This window comes from Ornithinimicrobium sufpigmenti, from assembly GCF_004322775.1.
GTDB classification, from domain to species: domain Bacteria; phylum Actinomycetota; class Actinomycetes; order Actinomycetales; family Dermatophilaceae; genus Ornithinicoccus; species Ornithinicoccus sufpigmenti.
The window spans coordinates 2389723-2407993 of record NZ_CP036403.1; the positions used below are offsets into that span (position 1 = coordinate 2389723).

12 protein-coding genes and 1 pseudogene are annotated in these 18271 nt (G+C 70.8%); 8 read left to right on the forward strand and 5 right to left on the reverse strand.

Annotated elements, in window-relative coordinates; all coding sequences use genetic code 11:
- Positions 1-24: 24 nt before the first annotated feature.
- On the forward strand, positions 25-708 hold the full coding sequence (locus ESZ52_RS10940; protein ID WP_131104968.1) for an MBL fold metallo-hydrolase: 684 nt from the start codon (positions 25-27) through the stop codon (positions 706-708).
- Positions 709-746: 38 nt separating this feature from the next.
- Positions 747-1628 (forward strand): EamA family transporter, encoded by an 882-nt coding sequence (locus ESZ52_RS10945; protein ID WP_238154598.1) that lies wholly within the window; start codon positions 747-749, stop codon positions 1626-1628.
- A gap of 61 nt (positions 1629-1689) precedes the next feature.
- Here the strand turns inward: ESZ52_RS10945 and uvrB are convergent, their stop codons facing one another.
- From uvrB to rpsA, 3 genes are all read right to left on the reverse strand, one after another.
- Positions 1690-3795 (reverse strand): excinuclease ABC subunit UvrB, encoded by a 2106-nt coding sequence (gene uvrB / locus ESZ52_RS10950; RefSeq protein ID WP_131104969.1) that lies wholly within the window; start codon positions 3793-3795, stop codon positions 1690-1692.
- A gap of 91 nt (positions 3796-3886) precedes the next feature.
- The gene (gene pepN / locus ESZ52_RS10955; protein ID WP_181010018.1) at positions 3887-6460 is read right to left on the reverse strand and encodes an aminopeptidase N; all 2574 of its coding nucleotides are present in this window, start codon (positions 6458-6460) and stop codon (positions 3887-3889) included.
- Between the two features lie 102 nt (positions 6461-6562).
- Positions 6563-8017 (reverse strand): 30S ribosomal protein S1, encoded by a 1455-nt coding sequence (rpsA, locus tag ESZ52_RS10960; protein WP_131104971.1) that lies wholly within the window; start codon positions 8015-8017, stop codon positions 6563-6565.
- Positions 8018-8300: 283 nt separating this feature from the next.
- Between rpsA and ESZ52_RS10965 the strand changes: the two genes are divergently transcribed.
- The 5 genes from ESZ52_RS10965 (at position 8301) to ESZ52_RS10985 (ending at position 13428) form a co-directional block, all read left to right on the forward strand.
- A complete protein-coding gene (locus ESZ52_RS10965; protein ID WP_238154599.1) occupies positions 8301-9152 on the forward strand; it encodes a class I SAM-dependent methyltransferase in 852 nt (283 codons plus the stop codon).
- Between the two features lie 222 nt (positions 9153-9374).
- Positions 9375-10634 (forward strand): branched-chain amino acid ABC transporter permease, encoded by a 1260-nt coding sequence (locus ESZ52_RS10970; protein ID WP_181010019.1) that lies wholly within the window; start codon positions 9375-9377, stop codon positions 10632-10634.
- Positions 10635-10647: 13 nt separating this feature from the next.
- Complete coding sequence (locus ESZ52_RS10975; RefSeq protein ID WP_131104973.1) at positions 10648-11625, forward strand: branched-chain amino acid ABC transporter permease; 978 nt, start codon at positions 10648-10650, stop codon at positions 11623-11625.
- 151 nt (positions 11626-11776) lie between these two features.
- On the forward strand, positions 11777-12646 hold the full coding sequence (locus ESZ52_RS10980; protein ID WP_131106574.1) for an ABC transporter ATP-binding protein: 870 nt from the start codon (positions 11777-11779) through the stop codon (positions 12644-12646).
- Positions 12647-12705: 59 nt separating this feature from the next.
- Positions 12706-13428 (forward strand): ABC transporter ATP-binding protein, encoded by a 723-nt coding sequence (locus ESZ52_RS10985; RefSeq protein WP_238154610.1) that lies wholly within the window; start codon positions 12706-12708, stop codon positions 13426-13428.
- A 120-nt stretch (positions 13429-13548) separates the two neighbouring features.
- On the opposite strand, the gene ESZ52_RS10990 is transcribed toward ESZ52_RS10985, so the two are convergent.
- Both ESZ52_RS10990 and polA read right to left on the reverse strand, forming a co-directional pair.
- Positions 13549-14817, reverse strand: coding sequence for an ABC transporter substrate-binding protein (locus ESZ52_RS10990; protein WP_238154600.1), 1269 nt, complete (start codon positions 14815-14817; stop codon positions 13549-13551).
- A gap of 254 nt (positions 14818-15071) precedes the next feature.
- Positions 15072-17788 (reverse strand): annotated as a pseudogene (polA, locus tag ESZ52_RS10995) (DNA polymerase I).
- Positions 17789-17807: 19 nt separating this feature from the next.
- Here polA and ESZ52_RS11000 point away from each other — a divergent pair.
- Entirely contained in the window at positions 17808-18245 is a 438-nt protein-coding gene (locus tag ESZ52_RS11000) for a hotdog fold thioesterase (protein ID WP_131104976.1), read from the forward strand.
- Positions 18246-18271: the final 26 nt, after the last annotated feature.

Here is an 18271-nt window from a genome sequence, read left to right on the forward strand (position 1 = left end):
GGCCGCCCTCGTAGACTCGCGCACATGAGCACCCCCGAGCAGACCACCGGCCACGTCGAGCCCGGGAGGCCCGGCTGGTCCCTGGACCTCGGCCCCGCCCGCGTCCGCAAGATCTCCGTCTCGGAGATGGACAACAACGTCTACCTCATCACCTGCACCACGACCGGGGAGCGCCTGCTGGTCGACGCTGCCGACGACGCGGACCGCATCCTGGACCTGCTCCGCGAGGACGACGGCACGACGCAGCTGGCGCAGGTGCTCACCACGCACAGCCACTGGGACCACCACCGGGCGTTGGCGCGCGTGGTGGAGGCGACCGGCGCGCGGACGCTCGCCGGGGAGGCCGACGCCGACGACCTCCCGGTGCCGGTGGACGTCCGGCTGGGCGACGGTGGTCTGCTCCGGGTCGGCAACCTCGTGCTCGACATCATCAGCCTGCGGGGGCACACCCCGGGGTCCGTCGCCCTGGCCCTGTCCACCGCGGCGGACCAGGAGAGCACCCTGCTGTTCACCGGGGACTCCCTGTTCCCCGGCGGCCCGGGCAAGACCCAGACCCCGGCCGACTTCACCAGCCTCATGGACGACCTGGAGGACCGGGTGTTCGCGATGTATGCCGACCACGCCCTGGTCCTGCCGGGGCACGGTGACAACACCACCCTCGGTGCCGAGCGGCCGCAGCTGTCGCAGTGGCGGGCCCGCGGTTGGTAGCACCCCTGACCCGGCCCGGTGGGGCTGTCCGGCCTCCGGTGCACCCGGTCGTCCTGGTCCTGCTGGCGGTCGTCTCCGTCCAGTTCGGCGGCGCGCTGGCGGTGACCCTCCTGCCCCTGGTCGGCGTGCTGGGGTCGGTGACGCTGCGGCTCACCCTCGCCGCCGCGGTGCTGTGCGTCTTCGTCCGGCCGCGCCTGCGCGGACGCAGCCGGGCGGACTGGCTGGTCGTCTCGCTCTTCGCCGCCGCCCTGACCCTGATGAACCTCAGCTTCTACGCCAGCCTGACCCGGCTCCCGATCGGGGTCGCGGTGACCATCGAGTTCCTCGGCCCGCTCGCCCTGGCCGCCGCCACCTCGAAACGTGCCCGGGACCTCGCCGCGGTCGCGGCCGCCCTCGTCGGTGTCTTCCTCATCTCCGAGGCGCTGACCACACCCTGGGCGGAGGTGGACGTGGTCGGGATCGGGCTGGCCGCCGCCGCGGGCGTCTGCTGGGCCGCCTACATCGTGCTCAGCCGGCGCACCGGAGCCCGGTTCGGCGGGCTGGACGGCATCGCGATCTGCATGGCCATCGGCGCGGTGGCGACCCTCCCGCTCGGGCTGGCCACGGCCGGCAGCGCCCTGTTCGCCCCCGACGCCCTGGTGCGCGGACTCGGCATCGCGCTGCTGTCCTCCGCCATCCCCTACAGCCTGGAGCTGATGGCCCTGCGGCACCTGACGTCCGGCACCTTCGGGGTCCTGCTCAGCCTCGAGCCGGCCGCCGCGGCGCTGGCCGGACTGCTGGTGCTCGGTCAGGTCCTGCAGCCCCTCCAGCTGGTCGGGATGGCGCTCGTGGTGGTCGCCAGCATCCTCGTCCTGGGCCGCGGCCGAAGACGGTCGGGGGCCGACATCCCCGACACCCCCGACGCGGCCGAGGTGGCCTGACGAGCGGTGGTCTCACGTGACGTGGCCTGGCGCGACGTGACCTGACGAGGTGCGTCCGGCGTCAGCCGGTCGCCTCGCGCATCTGCCGCAGCTCCTTCTTCAGCTCGGAGATCTCGTCCCGGAGACGGGCCGCCAGCTCGAAGTGCAGGTCGGTCGCGGCCTGGTGCATCTGGTCGGACAGCTCGTGGATGAGCGTGGCCAGCTCGGTCGCCGGCATGTCGTCGGTGGCCCGGCGCTCCAGGACCGTGGTGCCGACGGCGACCGCAGCTCCCCGCCCGCGGCCACGGCCTCGGGACTGCGAGCGTCCGCTGCCCAGGAGGGCCTCGGTGTCGGCGTCCTCGCGCTCCAGCAGGTCGGTGATGTCCGCGATCCGCTTGCGCAGCGGGGTCGGGTCGATGCCGTGCTCGAGGTTGTGGGCCACCTGCCGCTCGCGGCGACGGTTCGTCTCGTCGATCGCCTCCTGCATCGAGGGGGTGACCGTGTCGGCATACATGTGCACCTGCCCCGAGACGTTGCGCGCCGCGCGGCCGATGGTCTGGATGAGCGAGCGGGCGGAACGCAGGAAGCCCTCCTTGTCGGCGTCGAGGATGCTGACCAAGGAGACCTCGGGCAGGTCCAGGCCCTCACGGAGCAGGTTGATCCCGACCAACACGTCGTACTCCCCCAGCCGCAGCTCGCGCAGCAGCTCCACGCGGCGCAGGGTGTCGACCTCGGAGTGCAGGTAGCGCACCCGGACGCCCTTGTCGAGCAGGTAGTCGGTCAGGTCCTCGGCCATCTTCTTGGTCAGCGTGGTCACCAGCACCCGCTCGTCGCGGGCCGCGCGCTCGCTGATCTCGTGCAGCAGGTCGTCGATCTGGCCCTTGGTCGGCTTGAGCACGACCTCGGGGTCGACCAGACCGGTGGGCCGGATGATCTGCTCCACCACGCCGTCGGCCTTGGCCATCTCGTAGTCGCCGGGCGTGGCCGAGAGGTAGACGGTCTGGCCGATCCGCTCCAGGAACTCCTCCCACTTCAGCGGCCGGTTGTCCATCGCACTGGGCAGGCGGAAGCCGTGCTCGACGAGCGTGCGCTTGCGGGACATGTCACCCTCGTACATGGCGCCGATCTGGGGCACGGTGACGTGCGACTCGTCGATGACGAGGAGGAAGTCCTCCGGGAAGTAGTCGAGGAGACAGTTGGGGGCCGAGCCCGGCCCGCGGCCGTCGATGTGCCGCGAGTAGTTCTCAATGCCGGAACAGGACCCGACCTGGCGCATCATCTCGATGTCGTAGGTGGTCCGCATCCGTAGCCGCTGGGCCTCCAGCAGCTTCCCCTGGCGCTCGAAGCTCTCCAGCTGCTCGGCGAGCTCTGTCTCGATGCCGGCGATCGCCCGCTCCATCCGCTCCGGGCCGGCGACGTAGTGGGAGGCGGGGAAGACGTACATCTCCTGCTCCTCGCGCACCACCTCACCGGTGAGCGGGTGCAGGGTGTAGAGCCGGTCGACCTCGTCGCCGAAGAACTCGACCCGCACCGCGAGCTCTTCGTACTGCGGGATGATCTCGACGGTGTCGCCGCGCACCCGGAAGGTGCCGCGGGTGAACGCGGCGTCGTTGCGGGCGTACTGCATGGTGACGAACTGGCGCAGCAGCCCGTCCCGCTCGATCGTGTCGCCGACCCGGAGACGGACCATGCGGTCGACGTACTCCTGCGGCGTGCCCAGGCCGTAGATGCAGGACACGGAGGCGACCACGACCACATCGCGTCGGGTGAGCAGGCTGTTGGTCGCCGAGTGCCGCAGCCGCTCCACCTCGTCGTTGACCGAGGAGTCCTTCTCGATGTAGGTGTCGCTCTGCGGGACGTAGGCCTCGGGCTGGTAGTAGTCGTAGTAGCTCACGAAGTACTCGACCGCGTTGTGCGGGAGCAGCTCGCGGAACTCGTTGGCCAGCTGGGCGGCCAGCGTCTTGTTGGGCGCCATCACCAGGGTCGGGCGCTGCACCTGCTCGACCAGCCAGGCGGTGGTGGCGGACTTGCCGGTGCCGGTGGCACCGAGCAGGACGACGTCCTGCTCGCCGGCGTTGATGCGGGTGGCGAGGTCGGCGATCGCCCTCGGCTGGTCGCCGCCCGGGGAGAAGTCGGACTCGACCCGGAAGGGGTGGACCGCGCGCTGCAGATCGGTGACGGGTCTCATAGCACTCACGCTAACGCCGAGGACTGACAGACCCTTCCCGCGGCGTCGACCCGGGCCCGCGGGGGCGCCTTCCGCAACGGCGGCCGCGGACTCAGGCGGGCAGGCGCCGCTGGTCGTGCAGGACGTCGGCCCAGGTGCGGGCCAGCACCGGTGGCAGGGTGTCGTCGTCCAGGGCCCGTTGCAGGTGCTCCAGCTGGCCAGGGGTCCAGCGGAAGCCGGGAGCAGCGCGACCCACGACGAGCCCGAGCGCCTGACCCCGCCGGGCGACGGGCACCATCGTGCGCAGGTACTCCGCCACCAGGGGGTCGACCAGCTCGCGTTGCTCCGCGGACCACAGCCCCCGGGCCAGCGCGCCGATCTCCCTGTTGGTCGTCCCCTCGTCAGCCATCCGCGCCAGTGCCTGGGCCTTCGCCGACGGCTCGGGCCGGGCCGCCGCGACCGCCAGCGCGGCCAGCTGACCTGCGGCCGACGGGTCCCGCTCCTGCTCCGCGCGCACCAGGTCACCGGTGCTGTGCTCGGTGTCGGCACCGAGCTCGGCGAGCCGGCGGAGCACCTCCCAGCGCTCCTCCTGGGACAGCGGGCCGTGGCCGGCACCCGCCCTGAGCCAGCCGGCGAGCAGGTCGGCGTCGTGCAGCGCCCCCGCGCCGACCGAGACCGCGGTCTGCACCACAGCGGTCGCGACCTGCGATGCACCCAGGAGGCGGAGCGCTACCCGGCCCAGCCGTTCCAGCAGCTCCCCCACCTCGCCCGCGGGGACGACCTGCCGCACGACCGCGGCAGACCGGCTCAGCACGTGGGCCACGACGAAGTCGGTCTCTTCCCCCGGCAGGTGCTGCTCGACCGCCTTCACCAGCAGCGCCGGTGCGGTCTCGCCCCGGGTCGCCAGCTCCAGCAGCGTCGCCCACAGCATCACTCGCGGGTGCCCGTCCGGCACCCGCCCGAGCACCTGCAGAGCCCGGTCCAGGGTGACCTCGTCGAGGGCGACCCGGGCGAAGGTCTCGCCGGTGCTGTTGGGCACGACCAGGTCTGCGGGCGCCAGCAGCACGGTGGGATCCTCGGGCGTGAGGCCCACGACCTGCTCCCACGCCTGTTCCACCCGGTCAGCCACGTCGTCGTCCCTGCTCACGGCATACCCACTCACCCGCACGCGATGCGGACGCCGCGCCCGGGCTGCGGAACCGGAGCGCTCGTCGACGCCCGGGACCAGCCGCAGCGTCAGCCCCTGCCGCCCCTCCGCGGCGGCGTCACTGTCCTCCAGGGCCCCGGCCGTGACCGCCCCAGGCTCCCGTGCTGGTCGCTCGAGCTCGAGCACGTCGGTGCCCGGCACCCGGAGCCAGGCCTCCACCCACCCGGTGACGTCCTTGTCGGTGACCGACTGCAGCGAGCCCACGAAGTCGTCCAGGGAGGCCGTGCCGAACCGGGCGCCGGTCAGGTGCCGGTTCACCCCGGCGAAGAAGGTGTCCTCCCCCAGCCAGAAGGCCAGCTGGCGCAGGGTCGAGTTGCCCTTGGCGTAGGAGATGGGGTCGAAGTTGTTGAAGGCGGAGTCGACGTCCGGCACGTCCTCGGGCCGGGGCGCGACCGGGTGCGTGGACGGCCGGGCGTCCGCGGCGTACCCGCCCGCCTTGCGGCCCAGGTCGAACTCCGCCAGGGCCCCCGGCGCGGCGCCGGTGGCGCCGGCGACCAGAAAGCCCAGGTAGTCGGCGAACGACTCGTTCAGCCAGGTGTCCTCCCACCAGCGGAAGGTCACCAGGTCGCCGAACCACATGTGCGCCATCTCGTGCGCGATCGTCATCGCCCGCTGGCGGGCCAGCACCGCCGGCGTGGTGCCCTGCGGCAGCAGCTCGTCGCGGTAGCTGACGCAGCCCGGGTTCTCCATCGCGCCCCAGTTGTGGCCCGGGACGAAGATCTGGTCGTAGGAGTCGAAGGCGTAGGGCTCCTCGAAGCGTTCCGCGTACCAGTCGTAGGCGGTGACGGTCTGCTCGCGCAGCATCGGCAGGTCCCGGTCCAGGTCGGCGGCCAGCGATGCGCGGGCGTGCCAGCCGAACGGCCGGCCGTCGTGCTCCCAGGTACGGCTCGCCCAGGGGCCGGCACAGACCGTGACGAGGTAGGTGGACAGCGGCGGTGTGGTGGCGAAGGTCCACCGGGTGGGGTCGTGGCCCGCCACCTCCCTCGCGTCCGGCGCCTGCTCCGGTATGCCGTTCGACAGCACCGTGGCACCGGGGCGGGCAGTGACCGAGACCGTGAACGGCGCCTTCAGGTCCGGCTGGTCGAAGCAGGCGAAGACGCGGCGGTTGACGTCCATCCCGCCGTAGCAGCCCAGGTAGACGGCACCGTCGGCGGGGTCGACGAAACGGTGCATCCCGTCACCGTCGGTGACGTAGGGCATCCGCGCGGTGATGACCGCGATGTTCTGCTCCGCCAGGTCGGACAGGTGCACCTGGTCGTCGCGGTAGCAGCCGGGGGCGAGCGGGCGGCCGTTGAGCTGCACCCTGACCTCGACGGACCGCTGCAGGTTCAGGAAGGTGGACGCGCCGGGCGGGGCGGCGAAGCTCACCGTGGTGGTGGCGACGAAGTGCTCGTCGCCGGTCAGGTCGAGGTGGACCTGGTATGCGGCGTCGGAGACGACCTGGGAGCGGGCTCGGGCGTCGGTCAGGGTGAGGGACACCCTGCAGACCCTATCGACCCACATCTTCGGGAGACGGCGAAGGCCCGCCCACCCTGAGGGTGGACGGGCCTTCGGCGTCAGGCGTACCGACGATCGACGCGATCAGCCGCCGGTCAGCTTCTCCCGCAGCGCGGCGAGGGCCTCGTCGGAGGCCAGCGTGCCGCCGGCGTCCTCCGGGGTCTCGCTGGAGTAGGTCGACGCCGTGGGCGCGACCTCGACACCGTCGGTGGAGTCGGCCTCGGCGGCCGCCTCGACCTGGGCCTTGTGGGCCTCCCAGCGGGCGTGGGCGTCGGCGTACTCCTTCTCCCACTTCTCGCGCTGGGCCTCGAAGCCCTCGAGCCACTCGTTGGTCTCCGGGTCGAAGCCCTCGGGGTACTTGTAGTTCCCCTCCTCGTCGTACTCGGCAGCCATGCCGTAGAGGGTCGGGTCGAACTCCTGGGCCACGGCGTCGTTGGCCTGCTTGAGCGACAGCGAGATGCGGCGGCGCTCCAGGTCGATGTCGATGACCTTGACGAAGACCTCGCCACCGACAGTGACGATCTGCTCCGGCAGCTCCACGTGGCGCTCGGCCAGCTCGGAGATGTGGACCAGGCCCTCGATGCCGTCCTCGACGCGCACGAACGCACCGAAGGGCACCAGCTTGGTGACCTTGCCCGGCACGACCTGGCCGATGGCGTGGGTGCGGGCGAAGGTCTGCCACGGGTCCTCGAGCGTCGCCTTCAGCGACAGCGAGACACGCTCGCGGTCCATGTCGACGTCGAGCACCTCGACGGTGACCTCGTCACCGACCTCGACGACCTCACCCGGGTGGTCGATGTGCTTCCAGGACAGCTCGGAGACGTGCACGAGGCCGTCCACGCCGCCACCGAGGTCGACGAAGGCACCGAAGTTGACGATGCTGGAGACGACGCCGGACCGGACCTGGCCCTTCTGCAGCTCCTTGAGGAAGGTGGTGCGGACCTCGGACTGGGTCTGCTCCAGCCAGGCGCGGCGGGACAGGACCACGTTGTTGCGGTTCTTGTCCAGCTCGATGATCTTGGCCTCGATCTCGCGGCCCACGTAGGGCTGCAGGTCGCGGACGCGACGCATCTCGACCAGGGAGGCGGGCAGGAAGCCGCGCAGGCCGATGTCCAGGATGAGGCCGCCCTTGACGACCTCGATGACGGTGCCGGTGACGACGCCGTCCTCTTCCTTGATCTGCTCGATGGAACCCCAGGCGCGCTCGTACTGGGCGCGCTTCTTCGACAGGATCAGCCGGCCCTCCTTGTCCTCCTTCTGGAGGACCAGGGCCTCGACCTCGTCGCCGACGCTGACGACCTCGGAGGGGTCGACGTCGTGCTTGATGGCCAGCTCGCGCGAGGGGATGACACCCTCGGTCTTGTAGCCGATGTCGAGCAGGACCTCGTCCCGGTCGACCTTGACGATGACCCCCTCGACGATGTCTCCGTCGTTGAAGTTCTTGATCGTGGCGTCGATCGCCGCGAGCAGTTCCTCCTCAGATCCGATGTCGTTGACAGCGATCTGGGAGATGGGCCTTTCGGCCGTGGTTGCAGTCATGTAGTAGGGGCTCCGATTGTGGACACGGTGGATGGACGATGTGGATGATGCTGGTGCGAGGCGCGCCGCGCCGACGGCCCCGGAACGGGGCAGCAGGCAGCGCACGAAACGCGCCCTGACAGACTAACGGGCGGCCGCCACCGAGGTCAAAGCGGGTGCGCAGGGGATGACCGGGCCAGACGGACCGAGACGACGCGCCGCCCGGACGGGACGCGGACCAGGTCCGGGTCCAGGACCAGGACCAGGACCGCGGCCAGGACAGGACGGGGCCCAGACTAGGACCGTGAGCTCTCCCACCACTCCCCCGACCCCTGACCGCGTGACCCGCCGCCCCGTGGACCACGAGGAGACGGTGCGTGCCGACCGCGCCTGGTGGGACGCCGAGGCCGAGGACTACTACGCCCAGCACGGCGGCTTCCTCGGTGACGCCGAGCTGGTGTGGGGGCCGGAGGGCTGGACCGAGGCCGACCTCGGCCTGCTCGGACCGCTCGCCGGGGCCGACGTGCTCGAGGTGGGCGCCGGGGCCGCCCAGGGCGGGCGCTGGTGCGCGCGACAGGGCGCGCGGGTCCTGGCCACCGACCTGTCCGCCGGCATGCTGCGGGTGGCGCGTCGGGTCGACGCCCGCGACCAGGCCGCGGGCACAGCGTCCGGCACCGCCCCGGCCGGCCCCACCGCATACCTGCAGTGCGACGGCGCACGCCTGCCGCTGGCGGACTCCTCGTTCGACATCGTGATGACCGCCCACGGCGTGCTGGCCTTCGTCCCTGACGCCGAGCAGGCGCTGCGGGAGTGGGCCCGGGTCCTACGTCCGGGCGGGCGGTGCGTCTTCTCCCTGCCCCACCCGTTCCGCTGGGCGCTGCCGGACGTGCCCGGACCCGAGGGGCTGGTCGTGCGGCACTCCTACTTCGACCGACGGGCCTACGTCGAGGAGACCGACGAGGGGCGTGCGACGTATGCCGAGTACCACCGCACCATCGGCGACCTGATCCGCGCGGTGGTCGCCTCGGGCCTGGTCCTGGAGGACCTGGTCGAGCCACCGTGGCCGGCCGGACGCGACCACGTCTGGGGTGGCTGGAGCCGCACGCGCGGCGAGCTGGTGCCGGGGACGGCGATCGTGGTCGCCCGACGGCCCTGACCCGCCGTCTCGCCCCCGCGCCGAAACATCACGATCCGGACACACTCCGGCGACATGCTGTTTGACTCGCCGCACGTTCCCCTATGCTCACCCCAGCCATGCGCCAGTTCGGGGCATGGAGTCCGACCCGTGAACCAGGCTGGAGGAGCAGTGCCGCCCACCACCCCCTACCGGGAGCGTCCTCGCGCCCGGAGACCCCTGCATGCCTTGGGGCTCCTGTTGATGACGCTGTTCGTCTTCAACATCCTCTCCCCGTCCCCCGCGCTGGCCCAGACGCCGGACGACCCCTCGCAGGTCAACCTCGAGGAGCACGACCAGAGCATCACGGTGAACCTCCGCAACGACAACGAACCGGTGGAGGGGGCCCGAGTGGTCGTCTCCGGCGGTGGGTACGAGGCGGAGGCCACGACGAACGACCGCGGCCAGGCCCGGATCGGCGTGCCGACCACCGACCCCTACGAGGTCCTGGTCGACGAGGAGACGCTGCCCGAGGGCATCGCGGTCACCGGGGAGAACCCGCTGACCGTCAACTACGGCTCCCAGTTCTTCCAGCCGGGCAACTTCTTCCTCGGCGAGGGCGAGCGGGAGACGGCGAGCTTCGCCTCCCAGTTCACCGAACGGCTGATGAACGGGGTCAACTTCGGCCTCATGCTGGCGCTGGCCTCCATCGGACTGTCGTTGATCTTCGGCACCACCGGGCTCACCAACTTCGCCCACGCGGAGATGGTCACCTTCGGCGCGGTGATGGCCTACTTCGTCGGCGTGACGATCGCGCTCCCCATCTGGGTGGCCATCCCGCTGGCGGTGCTGCTCAGCGGGGCGCTGGGGTGGGCCGTCGACGCCTCCATCTGGCGACCCCTCCGCCGTCGCGGCATCGGGTTGGTCCAGCTGATGATCCTCACCATCGGCCTGTCCCTGGCCGGTCGCTATGTCTTCCAGATGTTCATCGGCGGCGGGACCCTCCAGCTTCCTGGCGCCGGCGGCATCCGGCACCAGATCATCGGGCCGATCCGGTTGAGCACCATCGACATGGTGAGCATGGGGATCAGCCTGACCGTGCTGATCCTGGTCGCGCTGTGGTTGCTGCGCACCCGCACCGGCAAGGCCACCCGGGCCGTCGCGGACAACCGGTCCCTGGCCTCCGCCAGCGGCATCGACGTCGAGGCCGTCACCCGGCTGGTGTGGGTCGCCGGCGGCGCGCTCGCGGGCCTGTCCGGCATCCTGTGGGCCTACTTCCGCCCCGGGATCAAGTGGGACATGGGTGTGCAGATCCTGCTGCTGATCTTCGCCGCCGTCGTCCTGGGCGGGCTGGGCACGGCCTTCGGCGCCCTCATCGGCGCCCTGGCGATCGGCATCCTCGTCGAGGTCTCCACCCTGTGGATCCCCTCGGACATCAAGTACGTCGGTGCGCTGGGCGTGCTGATCCTCATCCTCCTCGTCCGGCCGCAGGGACTCCTGGGTCGACGAGCACGCATCGGATAACGGAGGGATTGCGATGGACTGGGGCCAGATCCTCAACAACACCGCGAGCTTCATCCTGTCGCCGGAGACCATCGGCTTCATGCTCGCCGCCATCGGCCTGTCGATCCACTTCGGCTACGCCGGCCTGCTCAACTTCGGCATGGCCGGGTTCATGGCGATCGGCGCCTACTCGTACGCCATCTCCATCCTCAGCTTCGGCCTGCCCTGGTATGTGGCCATGATGGTGAGCATCGTCGGGGCGGTCGTCTTCGCCGTCCTCCTGGGCATCCCCACGCTGCGGCTGCGCGGCGACTACCTGGCGATCGTCACGATCGCCGCGGCCGAGATCGTCCGCCTGCTCTTCCAGTCGCAGATCTTCGACGAGTGGACCAACTCCGCCGACGGCCTGGGCGGCTACCACGCGGGGTTCCGGGCGGCGAACCCCCTGCCCGCCGGCAGCTACGGGATCGGCCCGTGGACCTACACCGAGACCGGCTGGTGGGTGCGCATCTTCGGGCTCCTCCTGGTGGTGCTGGCCGTGCTGGTGACCTGGATGCTCATGCGCAGCCCGTGGGGCCGGGTCCTGAAGGGGATCCGCGAGGACGAGGACGCCGTGCGCTCCCTGGGTAAGAACGTCTTCCTCTACAAGATGCAGGCGTTGATCATCGGCGGCGTGTTCGGCGCCCTGGGCGGCGTGGTGATCGCCCTCCCCGCGGCGGTGATCCCGCAGTACTACCTGCCCAGCCTCACCTTCTTCGTGTGGACAGCCCTGCTGCTCGGCGGTGCGGCGACGATCTTCGGCCCCGTCCTGGGCGCCGTCCTGTACTGGGCCCTGATGGCCTTCCTGGCGGGAGTGCTGCCCCAGATGGCGACGGAGGGATGGCTGCCACTGACCCCCACCAACGCCGGCAACCTGCGCTTCATCGTCGTCGGTGTGGCGCTGATGCTGCTCGTCGCCTTCCGACCACAAGGCATCCTGGGCAAGAAGAAGGAGATGACCTTTGTCAAGTAACCAGCAGCCCGGATCGTCGCCCTCCGAGGACGACCGCCTCCCGGACGAGGGCGCCAACGAGGTGACCGACCACGCCGGTGACTTCGGCGTCGTCGTCCTCGACGAGGCCGGTGACCCCGTGGAGACGCTCGAGGTCCAGCCCACCCACCAGGTGCAGGCCGACCACGACCTGGCGACCGGGCCCTCGGCGCCCGGCGTGGGCAAGAAGGACCCGATCCTCGTCGCCGACAACATCACCCGCAGCTTCGGTGGCATCAAGGCCGTCGAGGTGGAGCACCTGGAGATCCCCCGCAACGCGATCACCGCGTTGATCGGCCCGAACGGTGCCGGTAAGACGACCCTGTTCAACCTGCTCTCCGGCTTCGACAAGCCGGACAGCGGCGAGTGGTCCTTCAACGGGCGCTCGCTGGCCGGCATCCCGGCCTGGAAGGCGGCCCGTCGCGGGCAGGTCCGCACCTTCCAGCTGACCAAGGTGCTGCAGCGGCTGACCGTGCTCGAGAGCATGAAGCTCGGTGCGTCGAAGCAGACCGGGGAGCGGATGCTCGCCAGCGTCCTGCCCTTCCTCTGGCGCTCGCAGGAGAAGGAGAACGAGGCGCGCGCCCTGGAGCTGCTGAAGAAGTTCAAGCTCTACGACAAGCGCGACGACTACTCCGCGGCACTGTCCGGCGGGCAGCGCAAGCTGCTGGAGATGGCTCGCGCCCTGATGACCGACCCCGAGTTCATCCTGCTGGACGAGCCGATGGCCGGGGTCAACCCAGCTCTCGTGCAGTCCTTGCTCGACCACGTCATCGACCTCAAGAAGGAGGGCATGACGGTCCTCTTCGTCGAGCACGACATGCACATGGTCCGGCACATCGCCGACTGGGTCGTGGTGATGGCGGAGGGCCGCATCGTGGCCGAGGGACCGCCCGACGAGGTGATGAGAGACCCGGCCGTCGTGGATGCCTACCTGGGCAGCCACCTGGACGACGACCTCGGCCAGATCACCGGCCGCTACGACGCGGAGGGAAACCGACTGTGACCACGACAGGCACCGCCCCCCGGCCGGCGGACCAGCCCGCCCCGGACCCGAACCCGGACCTGGTGGTCGACGTGCAGAGCGTCACCGCCGGCTACCTGCCCGGTATCAACATCCTCACCGACACCAACCTGCAGGCCTACGACGGCGAGCTGATCGGCATCATCGGGCCCAACGGGGCCGGCAAGTCGACGCTGCTGAAGGCGATCTTCGGCCTGGTCAACGTGCGCTCGGGCGCCATCCTGCTGCGCGGTGACGAGATCACCAACCTCAAGGCCAACAAGCTGGTCAGCAAGGGGGTCGGCCTGGTCCCCCAGACCGAGAACGTCTTCCCCACCCTGACCATCCGGGAGAACCTGGAGATGGGCGCCTACCAGCGCCCCTCCCGGACCAGGGAGAGCATCGACTTCGTCGTCGACATCTTCCCGGCCCTGAAGGACCGGATGAACCAGGTGGCCGGCTCGCTCAGCGGCGGCGAGCGGCAGATGGTGGCGATGTCGCGGGCGCTGATGATGCGCCCGGACGTCCTGCTCCTGGACGAGCCGTCGGCCGGCCTGTCGCCGGTGCGCCAGGACGACGCCTTCATGCGGGTCTCCTCGATCAACCAGGCCGGTGTGACCGTGATCATGGTCGAGCAGAACGCCCGGCGCTGCCTGCAGATCTGCGACCGCGCCTACGTGCTCGACCAGGGCCGGGACGCCCATACCGGGACGGGTCGGGAGCTGCTCAACGACGAGAAGGTCATCGGGCTCTACCTCGGCACCCTGGGGCAGGACAGCGCCTAGCCGGAGCAGGGCGTCCGTCGGCTCTGCCTTCGCGCTCCGCACCGACTCCGCACACACGAAGGAGGGCCCCGGGACCATCGTCCCGGGGCCCTCGCTCGTCCTGCGTGGTGGGCGTGCGCCTCAGTTCATGCGGACGAGGCTGTTCTCACCGTCGTACTCGAAGATGCCGATGGTGGCCTCGGTCGGGTCACCGTTCTCGTCGAAGGTGATCGGACCGGAGGGGCCGTCGTAGTCCACGACCTCACCGTCGATGATGGCCTGCGCGGCGTCAGCGAAGGTGTCGTACTTGGTGCCGCCGCCAGCACCGCCGGAGACCTCCTGCATCTTGGCGGCCATGTCCGGCCCGTCCACCGAGTTGGCGGCGAGCGCGGCCAGCGCGGCCAGGATCACGGCGTCGTAGGACTCCGCCGCGTAGTTCCAGTTCTCCAGCTCGGGGTTGCCCTCAGCGGTCCAGACCTCGTTCAGCTGGTTGCGGAAGTCGTCGCCCAGGTCCGGGCCGGGCTGGGTGCCTTTGGAGCCCTCGAGCATGCCCGGGTTGAAGTCCTCGCTGTAGTCGGCGATGTTGCCGTCGACGAAGTAGAGGTTGCCGGTGTCGAAGCCGGCGGCCTCGATGGCCGGCAGGATGGTCTTGATCTCCTCGAAGGTGATCATCGCGATCGCGTCGGGGTTCTCGGCCAGCACCGAGCTGATCTGCGCGTCGAAGGTGGTGTCGCCGGCGTTGTAGGACTCGCTGGCCACGACCGTGCCGGCGGCGGCCTCGAAGGTCTCGGTGAGCGTCGCCTCCAGACCGGTGCCGTAGGCGTCGTTCAGGTAGATGATGCCCAGGTTGGCCACACCGTCCTGGGCGATGAGGTTGCCCAGCACCTCACCCTGCAACAGGTCGGAGGGCGCGGTGCGCCAGTAGAGGTTGTTGTCGTCCCAGTCGGTGAACTCCGCGGCCGTGTTCGCCGGGGAGATCATCAACCGCTCCGCCGCCACGACCTCGTCGATGAACAGCTTGGACACGCCCGAGGACGCCGCACCCACGATGACGTGGTTGCCGGCGTTCAGCAGCTGCGGGACGGTCGTGGCGTAGGCCCTGTTGTCCGGGTCACCGGAGTCGCCGAGGGTGACCTCGACGGTGATGCCGAGGTCGGCCTCGTTGATGTGCTTCTCGGCGAGCAGGACGCCCGCCTCCTCGGGCGGGCCCAGGAAGGCCAGGGCGCCGGTCTGCGGCAGCACGGTGCCGACCTGCAGGGTCAGGTCGCGCTCACCGGCCTGGCCGGTGGCCTCACCGGCCTCGGTGTCGGTGTCGGTGTCGGTCTCGGCTCCCGTGCTGGCGGGCTCGCCGTTGTCGGTGTCGTCTCCTCCGTTGCCGCAGGCCGCCAACATCAGGGTGGCGGCGGCCACTGCAGCAATCCCGCGGGTGGTCACGGACGCGCGTGAGCGAAGAGAGGTTGTGCGCATGGTGCTCCTCGTGTCGATGTGGCGGCAGCGGTGCCGTCACGGTGTGCCCTGAACCTAGGTTGCTGGTCAAGGGTTGACAAGGGTGCCGCGGGCCAACCGGTCCGATTGTGCCCACATCGTTACCTAGGCCCGCGACCCGCATCTCATCGGCCGCGCCGGCTGCGGTCCTGCCGCGTCCCGGGAGGGTCCCGGAGGGGTCAGTGAGCAGCCTGGTGCCAGGTGCGGCCCATGCCCACGCTGACGTCCAGCGGCACCGAGAGGTGGGCGGCCGCGCCCATCTGCTCGCGCACCAGCGCCTCGACCTGCTGCTCCTCGCCCGGGGCGACCTCCAGCACCAGCTCGTCGTGCACCTGGAGCAGCATCCGCGAGGCGAGGCCCTGGTCGCGCAGCGCCTGCTCGGTGCGGAGCATGGCGATCTTGATGAGGTCGGCGGCCGAGCCCTGGATGGGCGCGTTGAGGGCCATCCGCTCGGCCATCTCCCGCCGCTGCCGGTTGTCGCTCAGCAGGTCCGGCAGGTGCCGGCGACGGCCCAGGATGGTCTCGGTGAAGCCGCTGCGCCGGGCCTCGGCGACGATGTCGCGCAGGTAGTCACGGACGCCGCCGAAGCGCTCGAAGTACTCTTCCATCAGGCCCTTGGCCTCGCTGGTGGAGATGCCCAGCTGCTTGGACAGCCCGAACGCGGACAGGCCGTAGGCCAGGCCGTAGCTCATCGCCTTGACCTTGGCCCGCATCTCGGAGGTGACCTCCTGGGGCTCGACGCCGAAGACGCGGGAGCCGACGAAGCGGTGCAGGTCCTCACCGGTGCGGAAGGCCTCGATGAGCCCCTCGTCACCGGAGAGGTGGGCCATGATCCGCATCTCGATCTGGCTGTAGTCGGCGGACATGAGCGAGGCGTAGTCCACCCCGGCCCCGGCGTCGCGGCCGACGACGAAGACCTCCCGCAACCGCCGCCCCTCCTCGGTGCGGATCGGGATGTTCTGCAGGTTGGGCTCGGTCGAGCTGAGCCGGCCGGTGGCCGCGATCGTCTGCTGGTAGGTGGTGTGGATGCGCCCGTCGTCGGCGACCGACTTGATCAGGCCCTCGGCGGTCACCCGCAGCCGGGACACGTCGCGGTGGCGCAGCAGGGCCTCCAGGAACGGATGCTCGGTCTGGGCGAACAGCCCCGCCAACGCGTCGGCGTCGGTGGTGTAACCGGTCTTGGTGCGCCGGGTCTTGGGCAGCCCCAGGGTCTCGAAGAGCACCACCTGCAGCTGCTTGGGCGAGCCCAGGTTGACGGTGTCGTCGCCGATGGCGTCCCAGGCGTCCTGCTGCGCCTGCGCCATCCCGGCCGCGAACTCGCTCTCCAGGGCCTGCAGGGCGTCCAGGTCGACGGCGATCCCGGCCTGCTCCATCCGCCGCAGCACCCCGACCAGCGGCAGCTCCACCTCCCGCAGCAGCCGCTGCTCCTGCTCGTCGGCCAGCTCCTCGTCGAGCGCGACCGACAGGTCGTGCACCGCCCGGGCGTGCACCATCCCCGAGCGGGCCGCCGCGCGCTCCTGGGCGTCGTCCTCCGCGTCACCGAAGCTGAGGTCCAGCTGGCCCTGCGCCTCCTCCTGGCCGTCCTCCAGACGCAGCTCGCGCCGCAGGTGGCGCAGCGACAGGTCGGTCAGGTCGTAGGAGCGCTGGTCGGGCCGGATGAGGTAGGCCGCCAGGCCGGTGTCGCTGACCACGCCCTCCATCGGCATACCGATGGTCTCCAGCGAGGCGATCTGTCCCTTGGCGTCGTGCAGGACCTTGGGGTGCGCCGGGTCGGCCAGCCAGGCGGCCAGCGCCCGCTCGTCCTCCGGCGCCGCGTCGGCCAGCTCGAGGTATGCGGCGTGGCTGGCCCCCGCCAGCGCGACCCCCGTCGCCTCCCCGGGGCCCGCGGCGGTGCGGGGAGCCGCGTGCACGACGACGGCGACCCGCTCCCCCGCTGGGGCGTGCTCGGCCAGCCAGGGCGCCAGCTCGCCCCCGCGCAGCAGAGTGCCCTCGAGGTCGATGCCCTCCTCGGCCTCGGTCTCGGCCGAGTCCAGCGTGGTGAACAGCCGCTCGCGCAGCACCCGGAACTCCAGGCCGTCGAAGACCCGGTGCACCTCCTCGCGGTCCCAGCCGCGGGCGGCCAGGTCCGCCACGGTGACCTCGAGGGGCACGTCGCCGACGAGCTGGTTGAGCCGGCGGTTGCGCAGCACCTGGTCCAGGTGGTCGCGCAGCGCCTGGCCGGCCTTGCCGGTGAGCTGGTCGGCGGCGGCGACGATGCCGGGGAGGTCGCGGTGCTGGGTGAGCCACTTGGCCGCGGTCTTGGGGCCGACGCCGGGCACCCCCGGCAGGTTGTCCGAGCTTTCCCCCACCATGGCGGCCAGGTCGCTGTACAGGTGCGGGGGACGAGGTACTTCTCCCGGACCGCCTCGGGGGTCAGCCGCCAGGTCTCCGAGACACCGCGGACCGGGTAGAGCAGCAGGGTGCGCTCGTCCACCAGCTGCAGGGCGTCCCGGTCGCCGGAGAGGATGACGACCTCCATCCCCTCCTCGCGCGCCTGGCCGGTGAGGGTGGCGATGATGTCGTCCGCCTCATACCCCTCCACCTCCAGGTGCTGGATGCGCAGGGCGTCGAGCACCTCCTTGATGAGGTCGACCTGGCCCCTGAACTCGTCCGGCGTGCTGGCGCGGCCCGCCTTGTACTCGGCGTACTCCTGGGTGCGGAAGGTCTGCCTGGACTTGTCGAAGGCGACCGCGATGTGCGTCGGCGCCTCGTCGCGCAGGACGTTGATGAGCATCGAGGTGAAGCCGTAGACCGCGTTGGTGCTCTGGCCCGTGGTGGTGGAGAAGTTCTCCACCGGGAGGGCGTAGAAGGCACGGTAGGCCACGGAGTGTCCGTCCAACAGCAGCAGTCGACTCACGCATGGCAGCCTATGTCCCATGGCCGACAATGCTCACCCCACGTCCGCGCTGCGCCCCGACGAGGTCCCGTTCGCGATGATCGGCACCCTGGCCGAGCGGATGGGGATGGAGCTGCTGGAGGCCGACGTGCAGCGCACCGTGGCCCGGATGCCGGTCGCGGGCAACACCCAGCCCTACGGTCTCCTGCACGGGGGTGCCTCGGCGGCGCTCGCCGAGACCGTGGGGTCCATCGGGGCGGCGCTGCACGCCGGCGCCGACCGCATCGCCGTGGGGGTGGACCTCAACGCTACCCACCACCGGGCCGTCCGCGACGGGCACGTGACAGCAGTCGCCACGCCGCTCTCGCTCGGCCGCTCCGTCGCTGCCTACGAGATCGTGGTGACCGACGACGAGGGGCGTCGCGTGTGCACCGCCCGTCTCACCTGCGCGCTGCGCGAGCGCCCGCCCGGGGCCTGAGGCGTCAGCCACGACGGCCGGCCGCC